Below are 19,875 nucleotides of genomic sequence, written 5' to 3'. Positions count from 1 at the left end.
AAAAATTATAAGGAGAAATAAATGAGCTTAATTACAAGTGTATACGCAAGACAAATTATCGATTCAAGAGGAAACCCAACTGTAGAAGTAGAAGTTGAAACAGAACTTGGTGGTTTCGGTAGAGCTGCAGTACCATCAGGTGCTTCAACAGGTGAATGGGAAGCTGTAGAACTTAGAGATGGTGATAAGGACTACTTCCAAGGAAAATCTGTTCTTAAGGCTGTTGAAAATGTTAATGAAATAATAGCAGAAGAACTTGAATATAACTTTGACGTTACTGATCAAATCGGTATTGACAATGCAATGATTGAGCTTGACGGTACAGAAAATAAGGGAAAACTAGGAGCTAACGCTATTCTTGGTGTATCTCTTGCAGCAGCAAAAGCAGCAGCAGATGAACTTGGCATGCCATTATATAACTATATTGGCGGAACAAATGCTAAGCTTCTTCCAACACCAATGATGAACATCTTAAACGGTGGTCAACACGCAGATAACTCAGTTGATATACAAGAATTCATGATTTTCCCACTTGGTGCTGAAAGCTTTTCACACGCTCTTCAAATTGGTACAGAAGTATTCCACAACTTAAAATCAGTTCTTTCAAGCAAAGGCTATAACACAGCTGTAGGTGATGAAGGCGGATTTGCTCCAAACCTTAAATCAAACGAAGAAGCTCTAGAAATCATCTGTGAAGCTATCAAAACTGCTGGTTATGAACCAGGTAAAGATGTTTATATAGCTATGGACTGTGCTTCATCTGAATTCTACAACAAAGAAGACGGTAAATACCACCTTGACGGAGAAGGTACAGTTAAGACAGAAGATGAAATGATTGATTGGCTAGAAGAATTAGTAAACAAATATCCAATCATATCAATAGAAGACGGTCTTGATGAAAATGACTGGGAAGGTTGGGCAAAACTAACAGAAAGACTTGGAAAGAAAGTTCAACTTGTTGGTGATGACCTATTTGTAACAAATACAAAGAAACTTGAAAAAGGTATAGCTGAAGGCGTTGCAAATGCAATTCTAATTAAAGTTAACCAAATTGGTACACTTACAGAAACTCTAAACGCTATCGAAATGGCTAAAGAAGCTGGATATACAGCAATAGTTTCTCACAGATCTGGTGAAACAGAAGATACAACAATAGCTGACCTTGTAGTAGCTGTTAATGCAGGCCAAATCAAAACAGGTGCACCTTCAAGAACAGACAGAGTTTCTAAATACAACCAACTTCTAAGAATTGAAGATGAACTTTGGGACGATGCAAGATTTAAAGGCCTAGACGCTCTTTACAATTTAAAATAAAAGATTTTTGAAGACTTGCTTCTAAGGAAGCAAGTCTTTTTTAATAAATATTGAAATACAAGGCAATTTGTGGTATTATAAAACAGTATGAACGGAGGTGTCTATATGTCAAATTTGCTTGCAGTAATTATGATGATTGCGTCAGCAATAGTTATAGTTGCAGTTACTTTACAAGATCCTAAAACTGACGGACTAGGAGCTTTGTCTGGAACAAAGACAAATGTTTTTGGTAAAAGTGCACATAAATCAAAAAATGAAACTCTAGACAAAGTTGTTATTTTTGGAGGAGTACTTTTATTTTTAGGAAGTATAATATTTATAGCAATAAATTAGGAAGGGGTCAAGGGTTTTGACTCCTTTTTTTATTAGGAGCCATAAGGAGTAGATATGAATATAAAAGGATTAATATTAAATTTAATAAACGATGACGACTACATACCTATGACCTTAAAGGAATTAGAAATATATTTAAAAGCTGATAGGTATACAAAGTCAGCTGTGAAGGACATTGTAGACGAACTCGTTAATGAAAATAAAATAAGAATATCAAATAAAAAAAGAATCATGCCTTTAACAGATGATGAACTTAATCTTATCGGAAAGATATCAATGGCTGCTGGAGGATATGGATTTTTTATTTCTGATAACAAAGACTTTGATGATGTTTATATCTCAAGAGATAGGTTAAATGGGGCTCATAATAATGACAAGGTCAGGATTAAAATTCTAAGACAAAAAGAAACATCAAAGAATGCCGAGGGCGAAGTTTCTGAAATATTAGAAAGAGCTAATGAGGAATTAATTGGGACATATCAAGCTAGCAAAAAATTTGGATTTGTAATAGTTGATGATAGGTCACATCCTGATGATATCTATATAGAGAAAAATAATTCACTAGGTGCAAAAAATGCAGATAAGGTAGTTGTCGAGATTATTTCATACCCAAAAAATGGAAAACCTGAAGGAAAAATAATTGAAATAATTGGCGGTAAAAATGATAAAAATATAGATGTTTTATCGATAATAAGGCAGGAAAAAATCCCTACTGAGTATTCAAAACAAACAAAGAAAGAACTTTTGTTTATAGGTGATGAGGTAGGGGATGAAGAACTTATAGGTAGGACTAATCTCAGTGATTTATTTACAGTAACCATTGACGGAAGGGATTCAAAAGACTTTGATGACGCTATATCCATAGAAAAAAACGGAGAAAATTATGACCTCTATGTCCATATTGCTGATGTTAGCCATTATGTTAAAAGACATACAGCTCTTGATGATGACGCTTATGAGAGGGGCAATTCTACCTATCTATATAATATTGTTATACCGATGCTTCCAGAGAAATTATCGAATGGTATTTGTTCCTTAAATCCAGGTGAAATTCGCCTTGCTATTACAGCAAAAATGACCATTGATAAGAAGGGTAAAGTCGTAGATAATAATTTTTATGAATCTTTCATTAAATCTGATAAGAGGCTTGTTTATGATGATGTAAATGACTTTTTAGAAGGCGATAAGGATGTTTACGATGACCAAGTCCTAAAAGAAAAATTAGAGCTTTTTGATGAACTTTATAATATTTTAAGAAAGTCAAGAGAAAATCGTGGCTCAATAGACTTTAACTTTGAGGAGAGTCAAATAGATGTATCTGAAACAGGCCAAGTTCTAAATATTGAAGCTCTTGAAAGAGGTCCAGGTAACAAGATGATTGAAGAATTCATGCTTATAGCAAATGAAACTGTCGCAAGTTTATTTGCCTATATGGATTTTCCTTTCATTTATAGGATTCACGAAAAGCCAAGTGAAGAAAAACTTGATGGTTTTAAAAGAGCCTTAAATGCTATGGGTTATAATATTAAAGGCAATGACCTTCATCCAAAAGATTTCCAAAATATCTTAAAGGAAGTTGAAGGCAAAAAGGAAGAAAAAATCATTAATATGCTCATGCTAAGGACTATGAAGAAGGCAAAGTATGCCAACTATAATGATATACATTTCGGCCTTTCTACGAAGTTTTACACTCATTTTACATCACCTATAAGAAGGTATCCTGACCTAATAGTCCATAGAATTCTAAAATATTTTATAGAAAATAAATTAAACAAGGTAAATCAAACTAGCCTTGAATCAAATCTTGAACAAGCTGCTGACCACCTATCAATTACAGAAAGGCGAAGCGAGGAAGCCGAAAGAGCTGTAGAAGATTTAATGAAGTGTAAATACATGACACGTTTTATTGGAGAAGTCTTTGACGGTAGTATATCATCTATAACTGAATTTGGAATGTTTATTGAACTTGATAATACAGTTGAAGGACTATTCATGTATAAGTTTTCTGATCACAGATATGATTTCATAGAAGATAGCTTGAGAGCCTTTGATGTTGATTCTAAGAGGTATTATACAATCGGTCAAGAGGTAAAGATAAGGGTAGTAAATGTAGACATAGTTAAAAGGGAAATAGACTTTTATTTGGAGGATGAAGATGAAATTATTAGCCAATAATAAAAAAGCCTTTCATGATTATTTCATTGAAGAAAAATACGAGGCAGGTCTTGAACTAAAGGGAAGCGAAGTAAAATCTATCAAAGCCGGCAAGGTATCAATTAAAGAAGCCTTTATCTCAGACCGTAAGGGTGAAATGTTTGTCTTTGGTATGCATGTAACTCCGTATATGGAAGGATTTGATAAGATAGACCCAACAAGGACCAGAAAACTCTTGCTCCACAAAAAAGAAATAAACAAACTAATAGGCAAAAAAACAGCAGATGGTTATACCATAGTACCTCTCAAAGTTTATGAAAATAATGGCCTAGTAAAGATTGAAATTGCTCTTGCTAAGGGTAAAAAAATGTATGACAAGAGAGAATCAATTAAGAGAAAAGATGATAAGAGGCGCATGGAAAGAGCTCTTAAGAATTATTAAAATTATGCATTACATTAGAATGAGTGAGAAAGATTTGGATGTCATTGCTAGTCTTTATCTTAAATATTATAATGAGAATAAAGATGGATCCTGGACCTTTGAAAAGGCCTACAAAAGGATTAGGCAAGTTCTATTAACTCCTGATTCTTATTGTCTTATTCAAGAAATTAATGGCCTTTATACCGGATTTTTAATGGGCTACATAAAAGAATATGATGATTTGAAATCTTATTTTCTAGAAGAAATTGTAGTTTTTAAAGATTATCAGAATAAGGGACTCGGTACTTTATTTATTAATGAACTTCAAAAGTATTTATTGGATAAGGGAGTCAGTATGATTGAATTAATGAGCGTAAATGACAGCAAACACTTAAATTTTTATGAAAAATTTTCATTTGAGAAGTCAAGTAACCTTTTGGTTATGAGTAAGTTTATATAAACGATCCTCTATTTAGTAAAGACTAAATAGAGGATTTTTTATTGCAAACTGTTCAAATACCTATAACAAACTTCGGCCAAAAGACCGCTTCCAATATAAAGTGTATCTTCATATATATCAAACTTTGATGAATGATGAGGATAAGTTTGTCCATCAGAATGAGGTTTTAGATTATTTAGTGAAATATAAGTTCCTTTTGCTTTTTTTAGGAAAAAGGCAAAGTCGTCAGCACCCATTGTAGGATTTTTAAGATTTATCACTTCTTCACTTCCAAATAAATCTGTTGCAGTGCGTTTTACAAAATCTGTAAAATCATCATCATTTATTAATGATGGATAGTATCTTTTATAAGAAAATTCTGCCTTAGCTCTATAGGCTTTAGCAATATTTACAGATACTTCTCTCATCCTAATTTCAAGGAAATCTCTAGTTTCATCATAAAAGCACCTAACTGTCCCTTCTTCAAAGACTTCATCAGGAATGACATTTTGGTTGACACCTCCATGAATTTGACAGACAGAAATTAAGGATGGGTTTAAAGGGTCAATCTCTCTAGAAATTATCTTATAAAAGGCATTGTTAATCTCGCTTATAATTGAAATAGGATCTATAAATGATTCTGGTCTGGCGCCATGACCACCTTTACCAATAATTTTTAAGGTGAAGGCATCCATACTTGCCATCATCTCTCCTTTTTTAATAGCGATGGTACCTTTCGGATATTCTCCAAATAATCCTCCTTCATGAATAGCGACAATCCTATCTACTTTAGGATTTTCCATACAGCCTTCTTTTATCATAGGTTCTGCGCCGCCAGGTATTTCCTCTCCTGGTTGGAAAAATACCTTGACTAAGCCTCCTAATTTATACTCATTAGCCTTTAAAAGTTCACATGCACCTAATGCCATAGCAACATGGCCATCGTGGCCACAGGCGTGCATAAGGCCCTTATGGAGGGATTTAAACTCCAGATCAGTTTCCTCTTTGATTTCTAGACCATCCATATCAGCTCTGATTGCTATACATTTGTCCTTGTAATTACCAATATAGGCAACAAGGGCATTACCACCAATGAGTTTATCATAAGAGATTCCCATTTTATCTAGTCTTTTACAAATATAAGCACTTGTCTTTGGAAGGTTTAACTCAAGCTCTGGAATTTGATGAAGTCTTCTTCTATCATATATTATTTTATCTTCAATTTCTTTTGCTAATTCTAAAAAATTCATATAAATCTCCTGGTTTTATTATAACATATTAGTATTTCTTTATTTAGAAAATTTGTCTTGTATAGTAGAAGAGAGGTGGAAATGAAAATTAATAAGCTAGATAAAATTGAGATGGATTCTCTAATAATTTATTCTAAAGAAAAGGGAATTTTATTTGAAGAGATAAATGAAGAAAAAATTAATATAAGGTCAATAGCTAAGTTTGTAACTAGCCTTGCTTGCGGAATCTTAATAGATAAATCAAATGGAGATTTTAATGAGGATACACTCATTTATGATATTTTAAAAGATAAGGTGGAAATATCTAATAAGGATAATATTTTAAAGCTTAAAAATATAAGTGTCAGAGATTGTCTGACACACACTATGGGTTATAGAGATATAATTTTAATGAGTAAGGATATAGGAGACCTGGATAAGGATAAACTCTTAGAATATGCCTTATCATATCCTTTGTATTTTAATCCAGGTGAGGAGTTTTTGTATTCTAATGCTGGCTACTATGTTTTATCGGCCACAATGCAAGAATATCTTGGTTATGATCTATATGACTTCATAAATGAAAATATTTTTAGAAAACTAGGTATTATAAATCCACGCTGGGACATGTATGGCAAATACCTTGTTGGTGCTAGTAAATTATATCTAAAAGCGGATGACCTTTTAAAATTAGGAGACCTAGTTTTAAATGATGGAGTATATTTTAATCAAAGAATTGTATCTTCAGAGTGGCTAGGGAAGATGTCTAGTAAATTATTTAAAAATGAAAAAGATTATGTAGATCAATCCTACTTATCAAATGATTATTATGGCTACGGGCTTTGGACTGGCAAAGACGGTGTTACTTACGCATCAGGATCTGGTGGTCAATATGTTATTTTTCTAAAAAAAGAGGGTATTATCATAGTAGCTTGTAATGGAGAAAACCCAAATAAGGTGCCCGCTATTAAAAGCCAACTTAATTCAATAATAAAAAGCTTAAGAGAGGTAGAAAATGGATTATAATTACTTAATTAAACACACAGAAACTTATGAAAATTATAAGGAACTTTTAGTAAAAGTTAATGAAATTTTAGATAAGCTAGAAAATGAAAGGGAAGATTTTGATAAGCTCGTTGAATATTACTACAGCGATCAATTCCAAAAAGATTATGATGATTCTAATGAAGGTAAGATTGATTCTTCAATAAACCAAGGGATTTTAACTGAGGATGCCATTTACGACCTAATGGGAGATGATTATTATCTTGCTCTAAGATTTTTAGACCTTGCTAATAAAATGATTCAAAATAAATAAAAAAATGCACTCAAGCTTAAAAGCTAGAGTGCATTTTTCTTATCTTCTTCTTTTGCTAAATGAAGTCACAACAGCGCTTGCCACAAGGATTGCAACAATTGCTTCTGGGATTGCATTAGTTACAAAGGCAGAAAAAATAGTTTTTGCTGCAAGGTCTGGACTTATACCAATTGCCTCAGCATATTTTTGCGCATAGATAATATAGATTAGACCTAGAACTAGACCTGAGTTTGTTAGGGTTCCCATAAAGGAACTAACGGCTATAGCAAAATTTGCTTTTTTATTTTTGACAGATAAGTAAAGCATAGTACAAGCAATTAGTAAAAATATAACTGAAAATATTTTATTTACTAATGCTACTTTTGTAATAAAGGACTTTATGGTTACATAGCTAAGGATAATTACAATTACAGACCAAAAAATATTCATAAATAAACGAAGTTTATTATTATCCTTATCCTTAAGAGCCTTGTAGATTAGTCCAGTGACCACGCCAATCAATATTCTAGGTAATATAGAAATAAGCGGGTTATAAAAGACGAAAGATATTGGTCCTGGTCTAGTCATAGCATTAAATAAGGAGAAAAATCCAAATATCATACCAACTAGGCCACCGACAACAGGTCCTTGTAGGATACCTGCAATGATTACTGGTATATGTAGACTAGTTATAGAAAGCATGCCTAGTGGGATAAATCCTAGAGGAGTTAGGCCAAGCATTATAACTATAGCTCCTAGAATACCAACAGTGGTGAGATTTTTTGTTTCTAATTTCATTAATTCCTCCTAAATCTCTAACTTTATTATATTATACGGCGAAAAATGAAAAGTAAAGTCCAAATTGATAAAATTTTAATAATTTATTTTAATCTATAAAAATAGGAGCGTTTAGGATGAATTTTGAGAAAATAAATACAAAAAAAAAGGCTATCGCCTTCTAATTTCAACGTTTGGTGCACCATCAGGGATTCGAACCCTGGACGCCCTGATTAAGAGTCAGGTGCTCTACCAGCTGAGCTAATGGTGCATACTTTCGGTTAACTACCTTTATAGTATAACACCCGAGTTAGCTTCTGTCAAGTTTTTTATTTCGAAAATTTCCAAATTTTTAAAATTTGGTCTGAGATATCGTTATAGTCCCATTCTATGATAGAATTTTTAACGCTATTTGGATCATTAATAATAAATTTGCCGTCCTTATAGGAATCAATCACCAAGATATGACCAAAGAGAGTAAAGTATCCTCTGCCGACAGAAATCAATAGGGGACCATCTTCAAGTGCCTTAATCATTTTATCCTTATCTAGATTAACGTCTTCGACTTTAACCTTATATTCTTTTGAAATGTGATCGATAAATGCCCAGTCCATGCCACCGTCATTCATAAATTTAAAGGCTTTTTTAGCCATCTCATTTGGATAGATTAAATTATCTGTCATCCTTGACATAATCATGGCCATTGATGTTGGCCCACAACCAGAAACACCTATATTGGTAGGGTAAAGTGTATCATAGGCCCATCTATTATCCCATTGGATAAAATATGGAGTCTTTCTTTTTAGCTTTACAGATTCACCTTTATAGAAATTGAAGTCAGTAAAATTATGGTTCTTATTGTATACAAATTCTATGGTATCTGGATCATTACCAGTTAAATATGCGTCCACATTGTCCAGATTATAAAAATTATCATAGACCCACTCTGCTTTTTTGTCTTTCTTTGCTGCCTCTTCAACATTTTTTATCAAATCTTCTTTAACTTCAGATTTTTTCTTTGGTTTAACTTCGTATGTAAAGTCTAGGAAATCTTTTCTTTTAAATGTGTCACTGGCTAGAGATTTTAAATCTTCAATTATTTTTACACTTTCTTCATCTATAAAGCCTTTGATATCTATATCAGGTCCTTTAGAACAAGATGTAAGGCAAAATAGAGATAAAAGTAATATTAATAGTTTTTTCATAGTTACATTTTACTAGAAATAAATTTTGCTTCAATTAAATAAAACTTTAAAATTTTTATTTTTAGTATATAATGTACTGGTAATGTTTCTTGGCACCCATTACTAAAAAAAATCAAGGAGAAAAAAATGAAAGAAAAGTTTATTAGTTTAGACGATACTAATTTTTTAGTTAAGTCTGCAGGTGTAGCAGCCTTATATGCTGTTTTGACACTATTATTGCCAGTTGCATCCTATGGTCCTATTCAATTTAGGTTTAGTGAAATTTTGGTACTATTAGTATTTTATAACAAGAGATTTATACCAGGACTTGTTTTAGGATGTGCTATTGCAAATTTATTTAGTCCAATGATGTTATTTGACGTCGTATTTGGGACACTTTCATCATATATAGCTTTTATATTAATGCAAAGAGCTAAAAATCTATATATTGCATCTATATTTCCAGTTTTATTAGTTTCAGTTCCTGCTATTGGGACTTGGCTAATCTTAGCTAGTGATGAAGTGTTTTTTGTACTTTTAATGCAATTTATGTTAAGTGAATTTGTTATGGTTTCAATTATCGGTGTATTGTTGTTTAAGATACTTGAAAAAAACGAAGGATTCATGTCATATATATATAATTTCTAAGAAAAAAAACTCCTCCAGCTTAATAGGCTAGGGGAGTTTTCTTATTTTAGATCTTGTTGAGTTTATCGATTATTTTTTCAATCTCATCAATTTTTTCTTTTATGTCTTTTTCATTTTTTTGCTTAAGACTATCATAGACGCAATGTTCAAGGTGACCTCTTAAGACATCCTTATTTATGTTTTTTAGAATTGAAATTGATGCCATAACTTGATTTGATATATCAATACAATACCTATCGTCTTCTATCATTTTTATCAAACCGTCAATTTGACCACTGACAGTTTTTAATTTTCTGATAGTTTTATCTTTATCGGCCTTCATTTATTACTTTTGAAGTCCCTTATATTCGTAACCTGCTTCGTTAATAGCATCTCTAATTAATTTTTCATCAATATCACCTTGGTAAGATAATTCTGCATTTTTATTATCTAGGTTTACAACAACTTCGTTTACGCCATCTAATTCTTCTAGAGCATTTTTAACGTGCTTTGCGCAGTTGTTACAGCTCATACCATCAACATTTACAATCATTTTTTTAACTTCGTTCATTTCATTCTCCTTTAAATTTTCGTCTTTATAATTTGTTTCATTGGAATATTTTTCTGCCTCTGATTTAAATCCTCTAAGTCTAAGTGAGTTTAGACATACAAATACTGAAGAGAAACTCATTGCTAGTGCAGCAAACATTGGATTTAAAGTTAGACCAAATTTTGGATACAAGAGACCAGCGGCGAGAGGGATTAGGATAATATTATAAAAGAAAGCCCAAAATAAGTTTTCTTTTATTGTCTTAATTGTTGCTTTTGACAAGTCAATTGATTTTACAAGGTCTAGTAAACTATTCTTAACTAGAACTACGTCAGCTGAATCAATTGCAATATCAGATCCCTTACCAATGGCTATACCAATATCTGCTCTTGCAAGGGCTGGAGCGTCATTTATTCCATCACCAACCATGGCAACTTTTTTACCTTCCGCTTGGAGAGTTTTTACAACCTTGTCCTTATCCTGAGGTAGGACTTCGGAAAATTTCTTGTCAATATTTAAGCTTTTCCTAATGGCTTCTGCGGTAATTTCGTTATCCCCAGTAACCATGGTAATTTCGAATCCTTCTTTTTTTAGTATATCTATAGCACTTTTAGAAGAATTTTTTGCCATGTCTTTTGCTGCTATTAGGCCTATTACCTCTTTCTCATTTGCAAAATACATCGAAGTCTTGCCATCTTTGGAAAGTTTGTTATTTAGTTCTTGATAATTATTTAGATTTATATTATTATCTTCCATAAGCCTGAGGTTACCAGCATAATAAAGATTATTATCAATTTTCCCCTTAATACCTCTTCCGACAATTGATTCAAAATCTTCTACTTGGACAATCTGTGTGTTTTTTTCTGATGCGTAAGTATTAATAGCGTCAGATAGGGGATGTTCTGAAAAATGCTCTAAGGATCCTGCAATCTCTAAGAAAGATTTTTCATTCATTTCGGTTAATAAGTCTGTTACTACTGGTTTTCCTTCAGTAATTGTTCCAGTTTTATCAAGTAGGATTGTATCAACTTTATGAAGATTCTCTAAACTTTCGGCATTTTTAAATAAAAGTCCAAGTTCAGCCGACTTACCTGTTGCAACCATGATTGCCATTGGCGTTGCAAGCCCAAGAGCACATGGACATGATATAACAAGGACTGAAATCATAAGATTTAGTGCAAATTCGAAATCTCTACTAATTATATACCAGCCAATGAAAGTTATTAATGAAATAATAATTACAGCAGGTACAAAAATAGCAGAAATTTTATCGGCAAGTTTAGCTATAGGCGCTTTAGTTTCATTCGCATCATTTACAAGACTGATGATCTGGGAAAGAGTTGTATCCTCTCCAACTCTAGTTGCTTTAAATTTAAAAGAACCTTGCTTATTTATAGTTGCAGAAATTACTTCATCTCCAATAGTTTTATTGACGGGAATTGATTCACCCGTAATAGCTGCCTCGTCAACAAGGGAAGATCCTTTTATAATTTCTCCATCCACAGGTATTCTTTCACCAGGCCTTATAACAATAATATCCCCTTTTTCTATATCAGCAGAGTCAATCTCAACTTCTACATTATTTCTAATTACCCTTGCCTTTTCTGGAGCAAGATCCATTAGGTTTTTTAATGAAGCCTTAGTTTCTCCTTTGCTTCTTGCTTCAAAATATTTTCCCAAGGTGATTAATGTAAGTATCATGGCAGAAGATTCAAAATAAAGGTTATGCCTATAAGATTCAATTGTTTCAAAATCACCTAGACCTGCGGCATGAGCCATTCTCATAATTACAAAAATCCCATAGATTAGGGCGGATGATGATCCCAGGGCTATAAGAGTATCCATATTTGGGTTTCTATTTTTTAGGGATTTAAATCCAGATATAAAAAATTTCTTATTTACAAATATTACAGGAATAGTTAATAAGAATTGGACAAAGGCATTATTTATAGCGCCTTGACTTCCTAGTAAAAAACTTGGAATGGGTAGATTTACCATCGGTCCCATAGCTATATACATTAAGAGAATCATGAAGAAAAAGGATACTTTTAGCCTAAACTTTGTATTATCTTCTTCAATTTCTTTTAGGTAATCCTTTGAATTTTTAGCAAATTTTTCATTGTTTTTAAGCCTAGCCTCGTAGCCTGCACTTGAAACTGCTTCGATGATATCGGTATCTGAAATTTTATTTGGATCGTATTCTACACTCATTGATTCATTTATAAGGTTGACATTTACCTCATTCACTCCTAGTTTTTTCACAGCTCTATCTACAGCTGCTTGGCAGGAAGCACAAGTCATCCCATAAATATCAAATTTTTGTTTCATTAAACCTCCTTTCACACCCCTATGGGGTATCTATATAAACTATATTTACTGAATATATTTTGTCAAGTATAATGAGCCAAAGGAGTAAATATGAAAAGATACCATATCATTTTTAAGGGCAGGGTCCAAGGTGTAGGCTTTAGGTTTCAAGTTAAAATGCTCGCAGACAGGCTTGGTGTTACGGGAACTGTTAGGAATATGTATGATGGAAGTGTAGAAGTTTATATCCAGGGAAATGAAAATCAGATTATGAGTTTTTTTAAGGGACTTGAAAATATAAACTTTGCCATAATAGACAGCAAAAATATTAATGAAGTTTCTGTAATAGATGGAGATTCTGACTTTCAAGTGGTTTATTAATATTGAAATATTGGTAAAAAAAGGATATAATATTGCTATGAGTTTAAAAAGCAAATTGGTTAAAGTATTAGCCAAATCAATTAGAAGTATATTAAAGTTATTTAATAGGAAAGCAACGTCTCTACCTGGTTATATAGCTTATAAATTAGATAAGGACATATTGAAGGAATTGTCTAAAAATACTAAGTTTATTTTTGTTACAGGTACTAATGGCAAAACCATGACAACCCATTTTCTAGTATCTATCCTAAGAGAACATTACCCAATAGTTTTAACTAATGAGTCTGGGTCAAATATGGTTCAAGGAATAATTACATCCCTACTTGATAACCCTGCTGATAAGGAGACTGTAGCTGTTCTTGAAGTAGATGAGGCAAATATATTTAGGATTGGTAAATATATCAAGGCTGATTATGTTGCACTTACAAATATTTTCAGGGATCAAATGGATAGGTTTGGAGAGATTTATAATATCTTAGATAAGATATTGGAAGGTCTTGACCTTATGCCAAATGCTAAAATAATTGCTAATGGTGATTTGCCAGTTTTCTCATATGATAATTTAAAAAAGTTTAAGCCAATTTATTTTGGAATCAGGGTTAATGACAAAAAAGACTATGATAAAGAAGCTGACTTCAATTCAGATGGGATAATTTGCCCATCCTGCCACAGTGTATTAAAATACAGTACTGTTAACTATTCTTCCTTGGGAGATTTTTCTTGTCCTAATTGTGATTTTAAGTCGCCTGAAATAAGGTATGAAATAGAAAAAATCTCAAGTCTAGATCCAAATCATTCAAAGTTTGAAATTTCTGGTAAACCATATGAAGTCAATGTTGGCGGGGTTTATAACATTTATAATGCTCTGACAGCTGTTTCAATTGCTTATGAACTAGGACTTACTTATGAAGAGATATGCAGAGGACTAAAAAAACAAAAAAATGTTTTCGGTAGGCAAGAAAATGTAGAAATTTTTGGTAAAAATCTTGTCATTAATTTAGTTAAAAATCCAACTGGGTTAAACCAGGTTATAGATCTTGTTATGCTAGAAGAAAAACCAGTAAGCCTTATTTGCCTGTTAAATGACAATTATGCTGATGGACTTGATGTAAGTTGGATTTATGATTCATATTACGAAAAATTAAGTGGATTAGATATTAGAGATGTTTATGTATCTGGTAAAAGAAAAGAAGATATGAAGAGAAGACTTGAAATAGCAGAGATTTTCAATGGCCAAATCAATGAATTTGACTTTGAAGAAGATATAAAAAATATCATAAAAAATGCAAAGACTGATAATATCTATATCTTATCAACCTATACAGCAATGCTTAAATTAAGGGAGGTGCTTGACTTATAAAAAAGATAAGAATATGCCATCTATATGGCAACCTCTTAAATACCTATGGCGATGTTGGAAATTTAATGGCTTTTGAGTACGAACTTAAAAAAAATGGTATAGATTTTGAAAGAAAGATTGTATCCATCGGGGATGATTTCAAAGCTGAAGATTATGATTTTGTGTTCTTTGGCGGGGGCCAAGATTACGAGCAATCCATAGTTAAAGATGATCTTATAAAGAAAAGAGAAGATTTGGTTAGATATATAAACAACGATGGACTATTGCTTGCAATTTGTGGAGGCTATCAACTTTTGGGTAAGTATTATTATAACGCCGAAGGTGAGAAAATTGAAGGTTTAAATATTTTTGACCACTATACTTTAAATCAAGATTCTAAAAATCGATTTACGGGTCAGATAAAAATTTGTGTTGAAAAATTTGACGAAACTTGTTTGGGATTTGAAAACCACGGTGGAAGAACATTTTTATCCAAAAATCAAAAACCATTTGGTAGAGTAATTGAGGGAAATGGAAATAATGGAGAGGATAAAACTGAAGGTTTTATCTATAAAAACACTATTGGGACATACTTGCATGGTCCGATTTTGGCAAGAAATGAGAATTTGTGCAAAAAAATCATAGAAATAATTTTATAAGGAGCAAATATGATGACTGAATCAAAACTAAGAACACAAGAAGCAGATGAGTTATTTGAAGCAATTCTAATGCTCAAAAATGTTGAAGAATGTTACCAATTTTTTACAGATATCTGTACAGCAAGAGAAATTCAATCTATTTCTCAAAGACTTCATGTAGCAAAACTACTTAAGATTAGAAAAACATATTCAGTAATAGAAGAAGAAACTGGAGCATCAACTGCAACCATATCAAGAGTTAATAGGTCTCTAAATTATGGTGAAGGTGGCTATGACTTAGTTCTAGAAAAACTAATTGAAAAAGATTTAAAAGAATCAAAAGAGTAAGGTCCACTTACTCTTTTTTTGCGGTATAATGTTATGGTTAAGGAAGGATGTGTAGATGAATTTAGATAGGTTAAATGATAGGCAAAAAGAAGCTGTGTTACATAAGAATGGACCTCTTTTGGTTTTAGCAGGAGCAGGAAGTGGAAAGACTTCTGTTCTTACTTCAAGCATTGCCTACAAAATAAAAGAAGAATCTGTAGATCCTAGAAACATTTTAGCTATAACATTTACTAATAAAGCCGCTAATGAAATGAAAGAAAGGGTAAGCAGCCTACTAGATATGGATGTAACTCATCTATGGATTGGAACTTTTCACTCCATATGTGCCCGTATCCTTAGGATGAATATAGATAAGATTGGTTATTCAAATAATTTTACAATTTATGATACCCAAGATCAGAGAACACTTATTAGAGACATTATTAAGGACTTAGGCTACAAGGATGATATAAATCCCAGACTTGCCCAGAGTATTATTTCTAATGCGAAAAATAAGTCTTTGAGCCCTGAAGATTTTCTTAAGATGAATTTCTACATGCAAAATGCAGACGAAATCGCTGAAATTTTCAAAATATATGAAAAAAAGAAGTATGAATACAACGCTTTAGATTTTGATGATTTAATAGAAAAAGTTTTAGATCTTTTTGGAAAAGATAAAGACACCCTAAAATATTATCAAAATAAGTTTGATTATGTTTTTGTAGATGAATTTCAAGATACAAACAATTCACAGTATGAATTAATAAAATTTATCGCAGGGAAGAAGCGAAATGTAGTTGCTGTAGGTGATGCTGACCAATCAATTTATTCTTTTAGGGGAGCTGATATTAGAAATATCTTAAATTTTGAAAAAGATTTTCCAAATACAAAGACAATAAAACTTGAGCAAAATTATAGGTCGACATCAAAGATTTTAAATGCTGCAAATGAACTAATTGCAAATAACGTTGAGAGAAAAGAGAAGAATCTCTGGACAGAGAATAACGAAGGTTCAGATATAATCTACAAAGAAACATCTGTAGAAAGCGAAGAAAGTAAATTTGTGGTTGATACAATCAAAGAATTACTAAAAGAAGGTCAGAAGGAAAGTGATATTGTCATTCTTTACAGAACTAACGCACAATCAAGACCTTTTGAAGAAGCTTTATTAAAAAATCTAATAGATTATAAGGTGGTTGGTGGACTTAAATTCTACGACAGAAAAGAAATTAAAGATTTGATTGCTTATCTAAATATTTTGGTAAATAGCAAGGATGATGTAAGCTTAAAAAGAATTATTAATGAACCAAAACGTGGGATTGGCGATAAGTCTATTGAACAAATAGAAAAAATTGCAACTAATCACGGAATTTCTATGCTAGACTTAATAACAGATCCTAATTTTTCCGTTCTTTTAACTGATAGATTAAGAAAATTAGTTGATAAATTTTATGAACCCCTTAAAGAAATTTTTAGAAATGTTGATAATTACCATATTGTCGATTTAATTAATGAGGTGCTTGATAAGACTGGATATTTAAGAACTCTTGAAAAATCAATTCTTGTTGAGGATAGAGCAAGAATTGATAATATAAACGAATTTATCTCATCAGCTGCTGACTATCAAGAGGCAAATCCTGAAGATACGCTAAGAGACTATCTAGAAAATCTTTCCCTATTATCAGAAATAGATAAGACCGAAGATAGTTTAGAATCTGTATCCCTAATGACCATGCACCAGGCAAAGGGACTTGAATTTCCAATTGTTTTTATAGTTGGCCTTGATGAAGGACTTTTCCCAGGCAAAAGAAGTTTAGATGAAGGTAATCTTGAAGAGGAACGAAGACTTTTTTATGTAGGAATAACTCGTGCAGAAGAAAAGCTTTATATGACTAGTTCTCAAATGAGGAGAAATTACGGTAAAGTTTCTTATTATAAGCCTTCTCGTTTTATTGATGAAATCAAGGATTTAATTCATAAGGAAGCCAATAAAGAGTTTATAGATTACAATTCAAGGTCTTATGAAAGAGCTATGAATGAAGACTATATGAGGGAAAAGGCCAGACAATCAGTTCTTGATTTAAAGAAAAAGCCCGTTAAGAAAGATGACTCAACCTACTTGGTTGGAGATACTGTTGAGCATAGTAAGTGGGGCAAAGGCATGGTTGTCCAGGTAAAAGAAAGCCCTGATGGAAATGAGTTGGTTATCGCTTTTGATAAAAAAGGTCTTAAGAAACTCAACCAGGACTATGCACCAATAAAAAAGGTATAGATATGAATAAATTTGAAGAACTCAAAAATCTAATAGAAAAAATTAATGATCTTGACTATCACTATTATACTCTCGATAAGCCTTTAGTCTCTGATGGCGAATATGATAAAATTTATGATAGTCTTGTAAAATTACAAAAAGAACTTGATTATATACCTGAAGACTCACCAACAAATAGGGTTGGTGGTCAAATTTTAGATAAGTTTGAAAAGCACTTCCATATCACTAAGTTATTAAGTCAAGACAAGGCTCAGTCCTATGACGAATTAAAAGATTGGATTGAGAGGTGTAAGAGACTAAAAGAGACTTATGAAGAAACTAGCAGAGAAAAACTTCCAGACTTAGAATTTATTATGGAATATAAGTTTGATGGACTTACAATAAATCTTACTTATGATAATGGAATACTTAAAACAGCTTCGACTAGAGGAAATGGTATTGTTGGAGAAGAGGTAAAGGCCCAGGCAGAGACAATTAGGTCTATTCCTTTTACAATTAAAGAAAAGTCTCTCTTAGAAATTCAAGGAGAGGCACTAATGCCTTTATCAGAGCTAGCTAGGTATAACAAAGAAAATGAAATCCAGCTTAAAAATGCAAGAAATGCTGCAGCGGGTGCTATTAGAAACTTAGATACTAAAGAAACTGCCAAAAGAAGGCTAACAGCATATTTTTATGCGGTACCTACTAATAATCTAAACTTTAAAAATGAAGAAGAGATGCTTGAATTTTTAAAGGATATGAAACTTAATGTTCATCCTTACCATAAAAAAGTTAAAAGCTTAGATGAAATAATCAAAGAGCTTGAAAGAATTGACAAGGAAAGAAAAACTCTAGATATATTAACAGACGGTGTAGTAATAAAAATAAATGATAAGAAAACTCAACAAGCACTGGGCTTTACGGAGAAATTTCCAAGGTGGTCCATTGCTTATAAATTTGAGGCGGAAGAATTTACCACAAAACTCCTTGATGTGGTTTGGAATGTAGGAAGAACTGGAAAGGTAACACCTTCTGCAATCCTCGACCCAGTTGATTTTTCAGGGGTAACAGTATCCAGAGCAACTTTAAATAACTACGACGATATTGAAAGAAAAAAAGTAAGGATAGGATCAGATGTTTTTATCAGAAGGTCAAATGATGTTATACCTGAAATTTTAGGTGTTGTTGATGAAGACCAACCAGGCACATCTGAAATTGAAAAACCTACTCATTGTCCATACTGTCATAGCGAGTTAATCCAAGAAAAAGTTCACATTATTTGTCCTAATTCTATATCTTGCACACCTCAACTTCTAGCGAGGATGGAACATTTTGCATCAAGAAATGCTATGGATATAGAGGGCTTATCAGAAAAAACCATTGGTCAACTTATAGAAGAATTGGGCGTAAAAGAAATTTATGATATTTATGATTTAACCTATAATGACCTCATTCATTTAGATAGATTTGGGCCAAAGAAAACTCAAAACCTATTAGAAGCTATAGAAAATAGCAAAAATAGAGATCTAAATGCATTTATTTATGCTATAGGAATTCCAAATGTGGGAGAGAGAACAGCAAGAGATTTGGCAAATAAATTTAAATCTTTTGACAAATTAAGAAATGCTACAGTTGATGATTTAGTAGAGGTTGATGATATTGGGGAAATTACTGGAGAAAATATAGTAGAATTTTTCCATGATAAAAATATAGTAGATTCTATAGATATACTTTTATCTAAGGGTATTAAGCTTGATAATCCAACTGAAGATACAAATAATTTAAAGAAATTTGAAGGAATTAACTTTGTAATAACAGGCACTATTGATGGTTACAATAGGGATGATATCAAGAAGATGCTCGAAGATAATGGCGCAAATGTAAGAGGCTCAGTATCTAAAAACACAAATATTGTTCTTGCAGGGGAAAAAGCTGGCTCTAAAAAAGACAAGGCAGAAGAATTAAAGATAGAAATATATGAAGGTGAGAAGTTATTTAATTTCTTAACTGAATTAAAAGGAGAATAGAATGGACGTAAAAGAAGTAGAGAGAATCTATAACCTAAGCCATTTAAGTTTGGAAAATCAAGATAAAGAAATAATTGCCCAAAAATTTAATAGGGTCTTAGATTTTATTGAAGGAATCTTTGAAGTTGATATAGAAGATGTTGAGATGACAGAATATATCAAGAATCATAAGGCTGTCTTTAGAGAAGATTCACCAAAAGAATCCTTAGCTAGGTCAAAGGCTTTAGAAAATGCTAAGGACACTGAATATGGTTACTTTAGATTAGATTGGAAACTATAG

The 19,875-nt window shown here is 32.2% G+C and carries 20 protein-coding genes and 1 tRNA gene; 15 read left to right on the top strand and 6 right to left on the bottom strand.

Features of this window, described 5'->3' with window-relative positions; all coding sequences use genetic code 11:
• Positions 1-21 precede the first annotated feature (21 nt).
• The 5 genes from eno (at position 22) to J2Z38_RS02615 (ending at position 4,682) form a co-directional block, all read left to right on the top strand.
• Positions 22-1,314: a phosphopyruvate hydratase gene (gene eno / locus J2Z38_RS02635; protein WP_209772083.1), complete on the top strand. Its 1,293-nt coding sequence runs from the start codon at positions 22-24 to the stop codon at positions 1,312-1,314.
• A 105-nt stretch (positions 1,315-1,419) separates the two neighbouring features.
• Complete coding sequence (gene secG, locus J2Z38_RS02630; protein ID WP_209772081.1) at positions 1,420-1,647, top strand: preprotein translocase subunit SecG; 228 nt, start codon at positions 1,420-1,422, stop codon at positions 1,645-1,647.
• Between the two features lie 54 nt (positions 1,648-1,701).
• Positions 1,702-3,822, top strand: coding sequence for a ribonuclease R (gene rnr, locus J2Z38_RS02625; RefSeq protein WP_209772079.1), 2,121 nt, complete (start codon positions 1,702-1,704; stop codon positions 3,820-3,822).
• Positions 3,803-4,243: an SsrA-binding protein SmpB gene (gene smpB / locus J2Z38_RS02620; RefSeq protein WP_209772077.1), complete on the top strand. Its 441-nt coding sequence runs from the start codon at positions 3,803-3,805 to the stop codon at positions 4,241-4,243. The genes rnr and smpB overlap by 20 nt, the downstream gene beginning before the upstream one ends.
• Entirely contained in the window at positions 4,203-4,682 is a 480-nt protein-coding gene (locus J2Z38_RS02615) for a GNAT family N-acetyltransferase (protein WP_209772074.1), read from the top strand. The genes smpB and J2Z38_RS02615 overlap by 41 nt, the downstream gene beginning before the upstream one ends.
• A 38-nt stretch (positions 4,683-4,720) precedes the next feature.
• Here J2Z38_RS02615 and J2Z38_RS02610 read toward each other — a convergent pair whose 3' ends face one another.
• Entirely contained in the window at positions 4,721-5,911 is a 1,191-nt protein-coding gene (locus J2Z38_RS02610) for a M20 metallopeptidase family protein (protein WP_209772071.1), read from the bottom strand.
• A gap of 81 nt (positions 5,912-5,992) precedes the next feature.
• Between J2Z38_RS02610 and J2Z38_RS02605 the strand changes: the two genes are divergently transcribed.
• Both J2Z38_RS02605 and J2Z38_RS02600 read left to right on the top strand, forming a co-directional pair.
• Positions 5,993-6,916 (top strand): serine hydrolase domain-containing protein, encoded by a 924-nt coding sequence (locus J2Z38_RS02605; protein ID WP_209772068.1) that lies wholly within the window; start codon positions 5,993-5,995, stop codon positions 6,914-6,916.
• Positions 6,906-7,208 carry a DUF4298 domain-containing protein gene (locus tag J2Z38_RS02600; RefSeq protein WP_209772066.1) on the top strand — a complete coding sequence of 101 codons (303 nt, stop codon included), beginning with the start codon at positions 6,906-6,908 and terminating at the stop codon, positions 7,206-7,208. Before J2Z38_RS02605 ends, J2Z38_RS02600 begins: the two co-directional genes overlap by 11 nt.
• A gap of 39 nt (positions 7,209-7,247) precedes the next feature.
• On the opposite strand, the gene J2Z38_RS02595 is transcribed toward J2Z38_RS02600, so the two are convergent.
• The 3 genes from J2Z38_RS02595 to J2Z38_RS02585 form a co-directional block, all read right to left on the bottom strand.
• The gene (locus J2Z38_RS02595; RefSeq protein WP_209772063.1) at positions 7,248-7,985 is read right to left on the bottom strand and encodes an ECF transporter S component; all 738 of its coding nucleotides are present in this window, start codon (positions 7,983-7,985) and stop codon (positions 7,248-7,250) included.
• Positions 7,986-8,159: 174 nt separating this feature from the next.
• A tRNA-Lys gene (locus J2Z38_RS02590) sits at positions 8,160-8,235 on the bottom strand.
• A 58-nt stretch (positions 8,236-8,293) separates the two neighbouring features.
• The gene (locus J2Z38_RS02585) at positions 8,294-9,169 is read right to left on the bottom strand and encodes a C39 family peptidase (protein WP_209772060.1); all 876 of its coding nucleotides are present in this window, start codon (positions 9,167-9,169) and stop codon (positions 8,294-8,296) included.
• A gap of 126 nt (positions 9,170-9,295) precedes the next feature.
• Here J2Z38_RS02585 and J2Z38_RS02580 point away from each other — a divergent pair, with 126 nt between their 5' ends.
• A complete protein-coding gene (locus tag J2Z38_RS02580; RefSeq protein WP_209772056.1) occupies positions 9,296-9,796 on the top strand; it encodes a QueT transporter family protein in 501 nt (166 codons plus the stop codon).
• Positions 9,797-9,842: 46 nt separating this feature from the next.
• On the opposite strand, the gene J2Z38_RS02575 is transcribed toward J2Z38_RS02580, so the two are convergent.
• Together J2Z38_RS02575 and J2Z38_RS02570 are read right to left on the bottom strand one after the other, a co-directional pair.
• The gene (locus J2Z38_RS02575) at positions 9,843-10,118 is read right to left on the bottom strand and encodes a metal-sensing transcriptional repressor (RefSeq protein ID WP_209772053.1); all 276 of its coding nucleotides are present in this window, start codon (positions 10,116-10,118) and stop codon (positions 9,843-9,845) included.
• A gap of 3 nt (positions 10,119-10,121) precedes the next feature.
• A complete protein-coding gene (locus tag J2Z38_RS02570; RefSeq protein WP_209772050.1) occupies positions 10,122-12,653 on the bottom strand; it encodes a heavy metal translocating P-type ATPase in 2,532 nt (843 codons plus the stop codon).
• 90 nt (positions 12,654-12,743) lie between these two features.
• Between J2Z38_RS02570 and J2Z38_RS02565 the strand changes: the two genes are divergently transcribed.
• Genes J2Z38_RS02565 through gatC form a run of 7 tightly spaced genes read left to right on the top strand, consistent with a single transcriptional unit; the run spans position 12,744 to position 19,875 of the window.
• Entirely contained in the window at positions 12,744-13,013 is a 270-nt protein-coding gene (locus tag J2Z38_RS02565; RefSeq protein ID WP_209772048.1) for an acylphosphatase, read from the top strand.
• 37 nt (positions 13,014-13,050) lie between these two features.
• The gene (locus tag J2Z38_RS02560) at positions 13,051-14,373 is read left to right on the top strand and encodes a MurT ligase domain-containing protein (RefSeq protein WP_209772046.1); all 1,323 of its coding nucleotides are present in this window, start codon (positions 13,051-13,053) and stop codon (positions 14,371-14,373) included.
• Positions 14,374-14,378: 5 nt separating this feature from the next.
• Complete coding sequence (locus J2Z38_RS02555; RefSeq protein ID WP_209772463.1) at positions 14,379-15,011, top strand: type 1 glutamine amidotransferase; 633 nt, start codon at positions 14,379-14,381, stop codon at positions 15,009-15,011.
• Between the two features lie 12 nt (positions 15,012-15,023).
• Positions 15,024-15,338, top strand: a complete 315-nt coding sequence (locus J2Z38_RS02550; protein WP_209772461.1) for a YerC/YecD family TrpR-related protein — start codon at positions 15,024-15,026, stop codon at positions 15,336-15,338.
• Positions 15,339-15,393: 55 nt separating this feature from the next.
• A complete protein-coding gene (locus tag J2Z38_RS02545; RefSeq protein WP_209772044.1) occupies positions 15,394-17,589 on the top strand; it encodes an ATP-dependent helicase in 2,196 nt (731 codons plus the stop codon).
• 2 nt (positions 17,590-17,591) lie between these two features.
• A complete protein-coding gene (gene ligA, locus J2Z38_RS02540; RefSeq protein ID WP_209772042.1) occupies positions 17,592-19,595 on the top strand; it encodes an NAD-dependent DNA ligase LigA in 2,004 nt (667 codons plus the stop codon).
• A 1-nt stretch (position 19,596) separates the two neighbouring features.
• Positions 19,597-19,875, top strand: a complete 279-nt coding sequence (gene gatC / locus J2Z38_RS02535; protein WP_209772040.1) for an Asp-tRNA(Asn)/Glu-tRNA(Gln) amidotransferase subunit GatC — start codon at positions 19,597-19,599, stop codon at positions 19,873-19,875.

Origin of the sequence: Anaerococcus degeneri (assembly GCF_017874475.1) — a bacterium.
Lineage (GTDB): Bacteria > Bacillota > Clostridia > Tissierellales > Peptoniphilaceae > Anaerococcus > Anaerococcus degeneri.
The sequence above is the reverse complement of the archived record's forward strand: the minus strand, read 5'-3'. Positions and strand labels throughout refer to the sequence as shown.

Excerpts from the sequence above, each read along its gene's own strand:
- rnr (WP_209772079.1), top strand. The coding sequence starts at position 1,702 with ATGAATATAAAAGGATTAATATTAAATTTAATAAACGATGACGACTAC.
- J2Z38_RS02610 (WP_209772071.1), bottom strand. The coding sequence starts at position 5,911 with ATGAATTTTTTAGAATTAGCAAAAGAAATTGAAGATAAAATAATATAT.
- smpB (WP_209772077.1), top strand. The coding sequence starts at position 3,803 with ATGAAATTATTAGCCAATAATAAAAAAGCCTTTCATGATTATTTCATT.
- eno (WP_209772083.1), top strand. The coding sequence starts at position 22 with ATGAGCTTAATTACAAGTGTATACGCAAGACAAATTATCGATTCAAGA.
- J2Z38_RS02570 (WP_209772050.1), bottom strand. The coding sequence starts at position 12,653 with ATGAAACAAAAATTTGATATTTATGGGATGACTTGTGCTTCCTGCCAA.
- J2Z38_RS02565 (WP_209772048.1), top strand. The coding sequence starts at position 12,744 with ATGAAAAGATACCATATCATTTTTAAGGGCAGGGTCCAAGGTGTAGGC.
- J2Z38_RS02605 (WP_209772068.1), top strand. The coding sequence starts at position 5,993 with ATGAAAATTAATAAGCTAGATAAAATTGAGATGGATTCTCTAATAATT.
- gatC (WP_209772040.1), top strand. The coding sequence starts at position 19,597 with ATGGACGTAAAAGAAGTAGAGAGAATCTATAACCTAAGCCATTTAAGT.
- ligA (WP_209772042.1), top strand. The coding sequence starts at position 17,592 with ATGAATAAATTTGAAGAACTCAAAAATCTAATAGAAAAAATTAATGAT.
- J2Z38_RS02575 (WP_209772053.1), bottom strand. The coding sequence starts at position 10,118 with ATGAAGGCCGATAAAGATAAAACTATCAGAAAATTAAAAACTGTCAGT.
- J2Z38_RS02585 (WP_209772060.1), bottom strand. The coding sequence starts at position 9,169 with ATGAAAAAACTATTAATATTACTTTTATCTCTATTTTGCCTTACATCT.
- J2Z38_RS02615 (WP_209772074.1), top strand. The coding sequence starts at position 4,203 with ATGATAAGAGGCGCATGGAAAGAGCTCTTAAGAATTATTAAAATTATG.
- secG (WP_209772081.1), top strand. The coding sequence starts at position 1,420 with ATGTCAAATTTGCTTGCAGTAATTATGATGATTGCGTCAGCAATAGTT.
- J2Z38_RS02545 (WP_209772044.1), top strand. The coding sequence starts at position 15,394 with ATGAATTTAGATAGGTTAAATGATAGGCAAAAAGAAGCTGTGTTACAT.
- J2Z38_RS02580 (WP_209772056.1), top strand. The coding sequence starts at position 9,296 with ATGAAAGAAAAGTTTATTAGTTTAGACGATACTAATTTTTTAGTTAAG.
- J2Z38_RS02595 (WP_209772063.1), bottom strand. The coding sequence starts at position 7,985 with ATGAAATTAGAAACAAAAAATCTCACCACTGTTGGTATTCTAGGAGCT.
- J2Z38_RS02600 (WP_209772066.1), top strand. The coding sequence starts at position 6,906 with ATGGATTATAATTACTTAATTAAACACACAGAAACTTATGAAAATTAT.
- J2Z38_RS02560 (WP_209772046.1), top strand. The coding sequence starts at position 13,051 with ATGAGTTTAAAAAGCAAATTGGTTAAAGTATTAGCCAAATCAATTAGA.
- J2Z38_RS02550 (WP_209772461.1), top strand. The coding sequence starts at position 15,024 with ATGACTGAATCAAAACTAAGAACACAAGAAGCAGATGAGTTATTTGAA.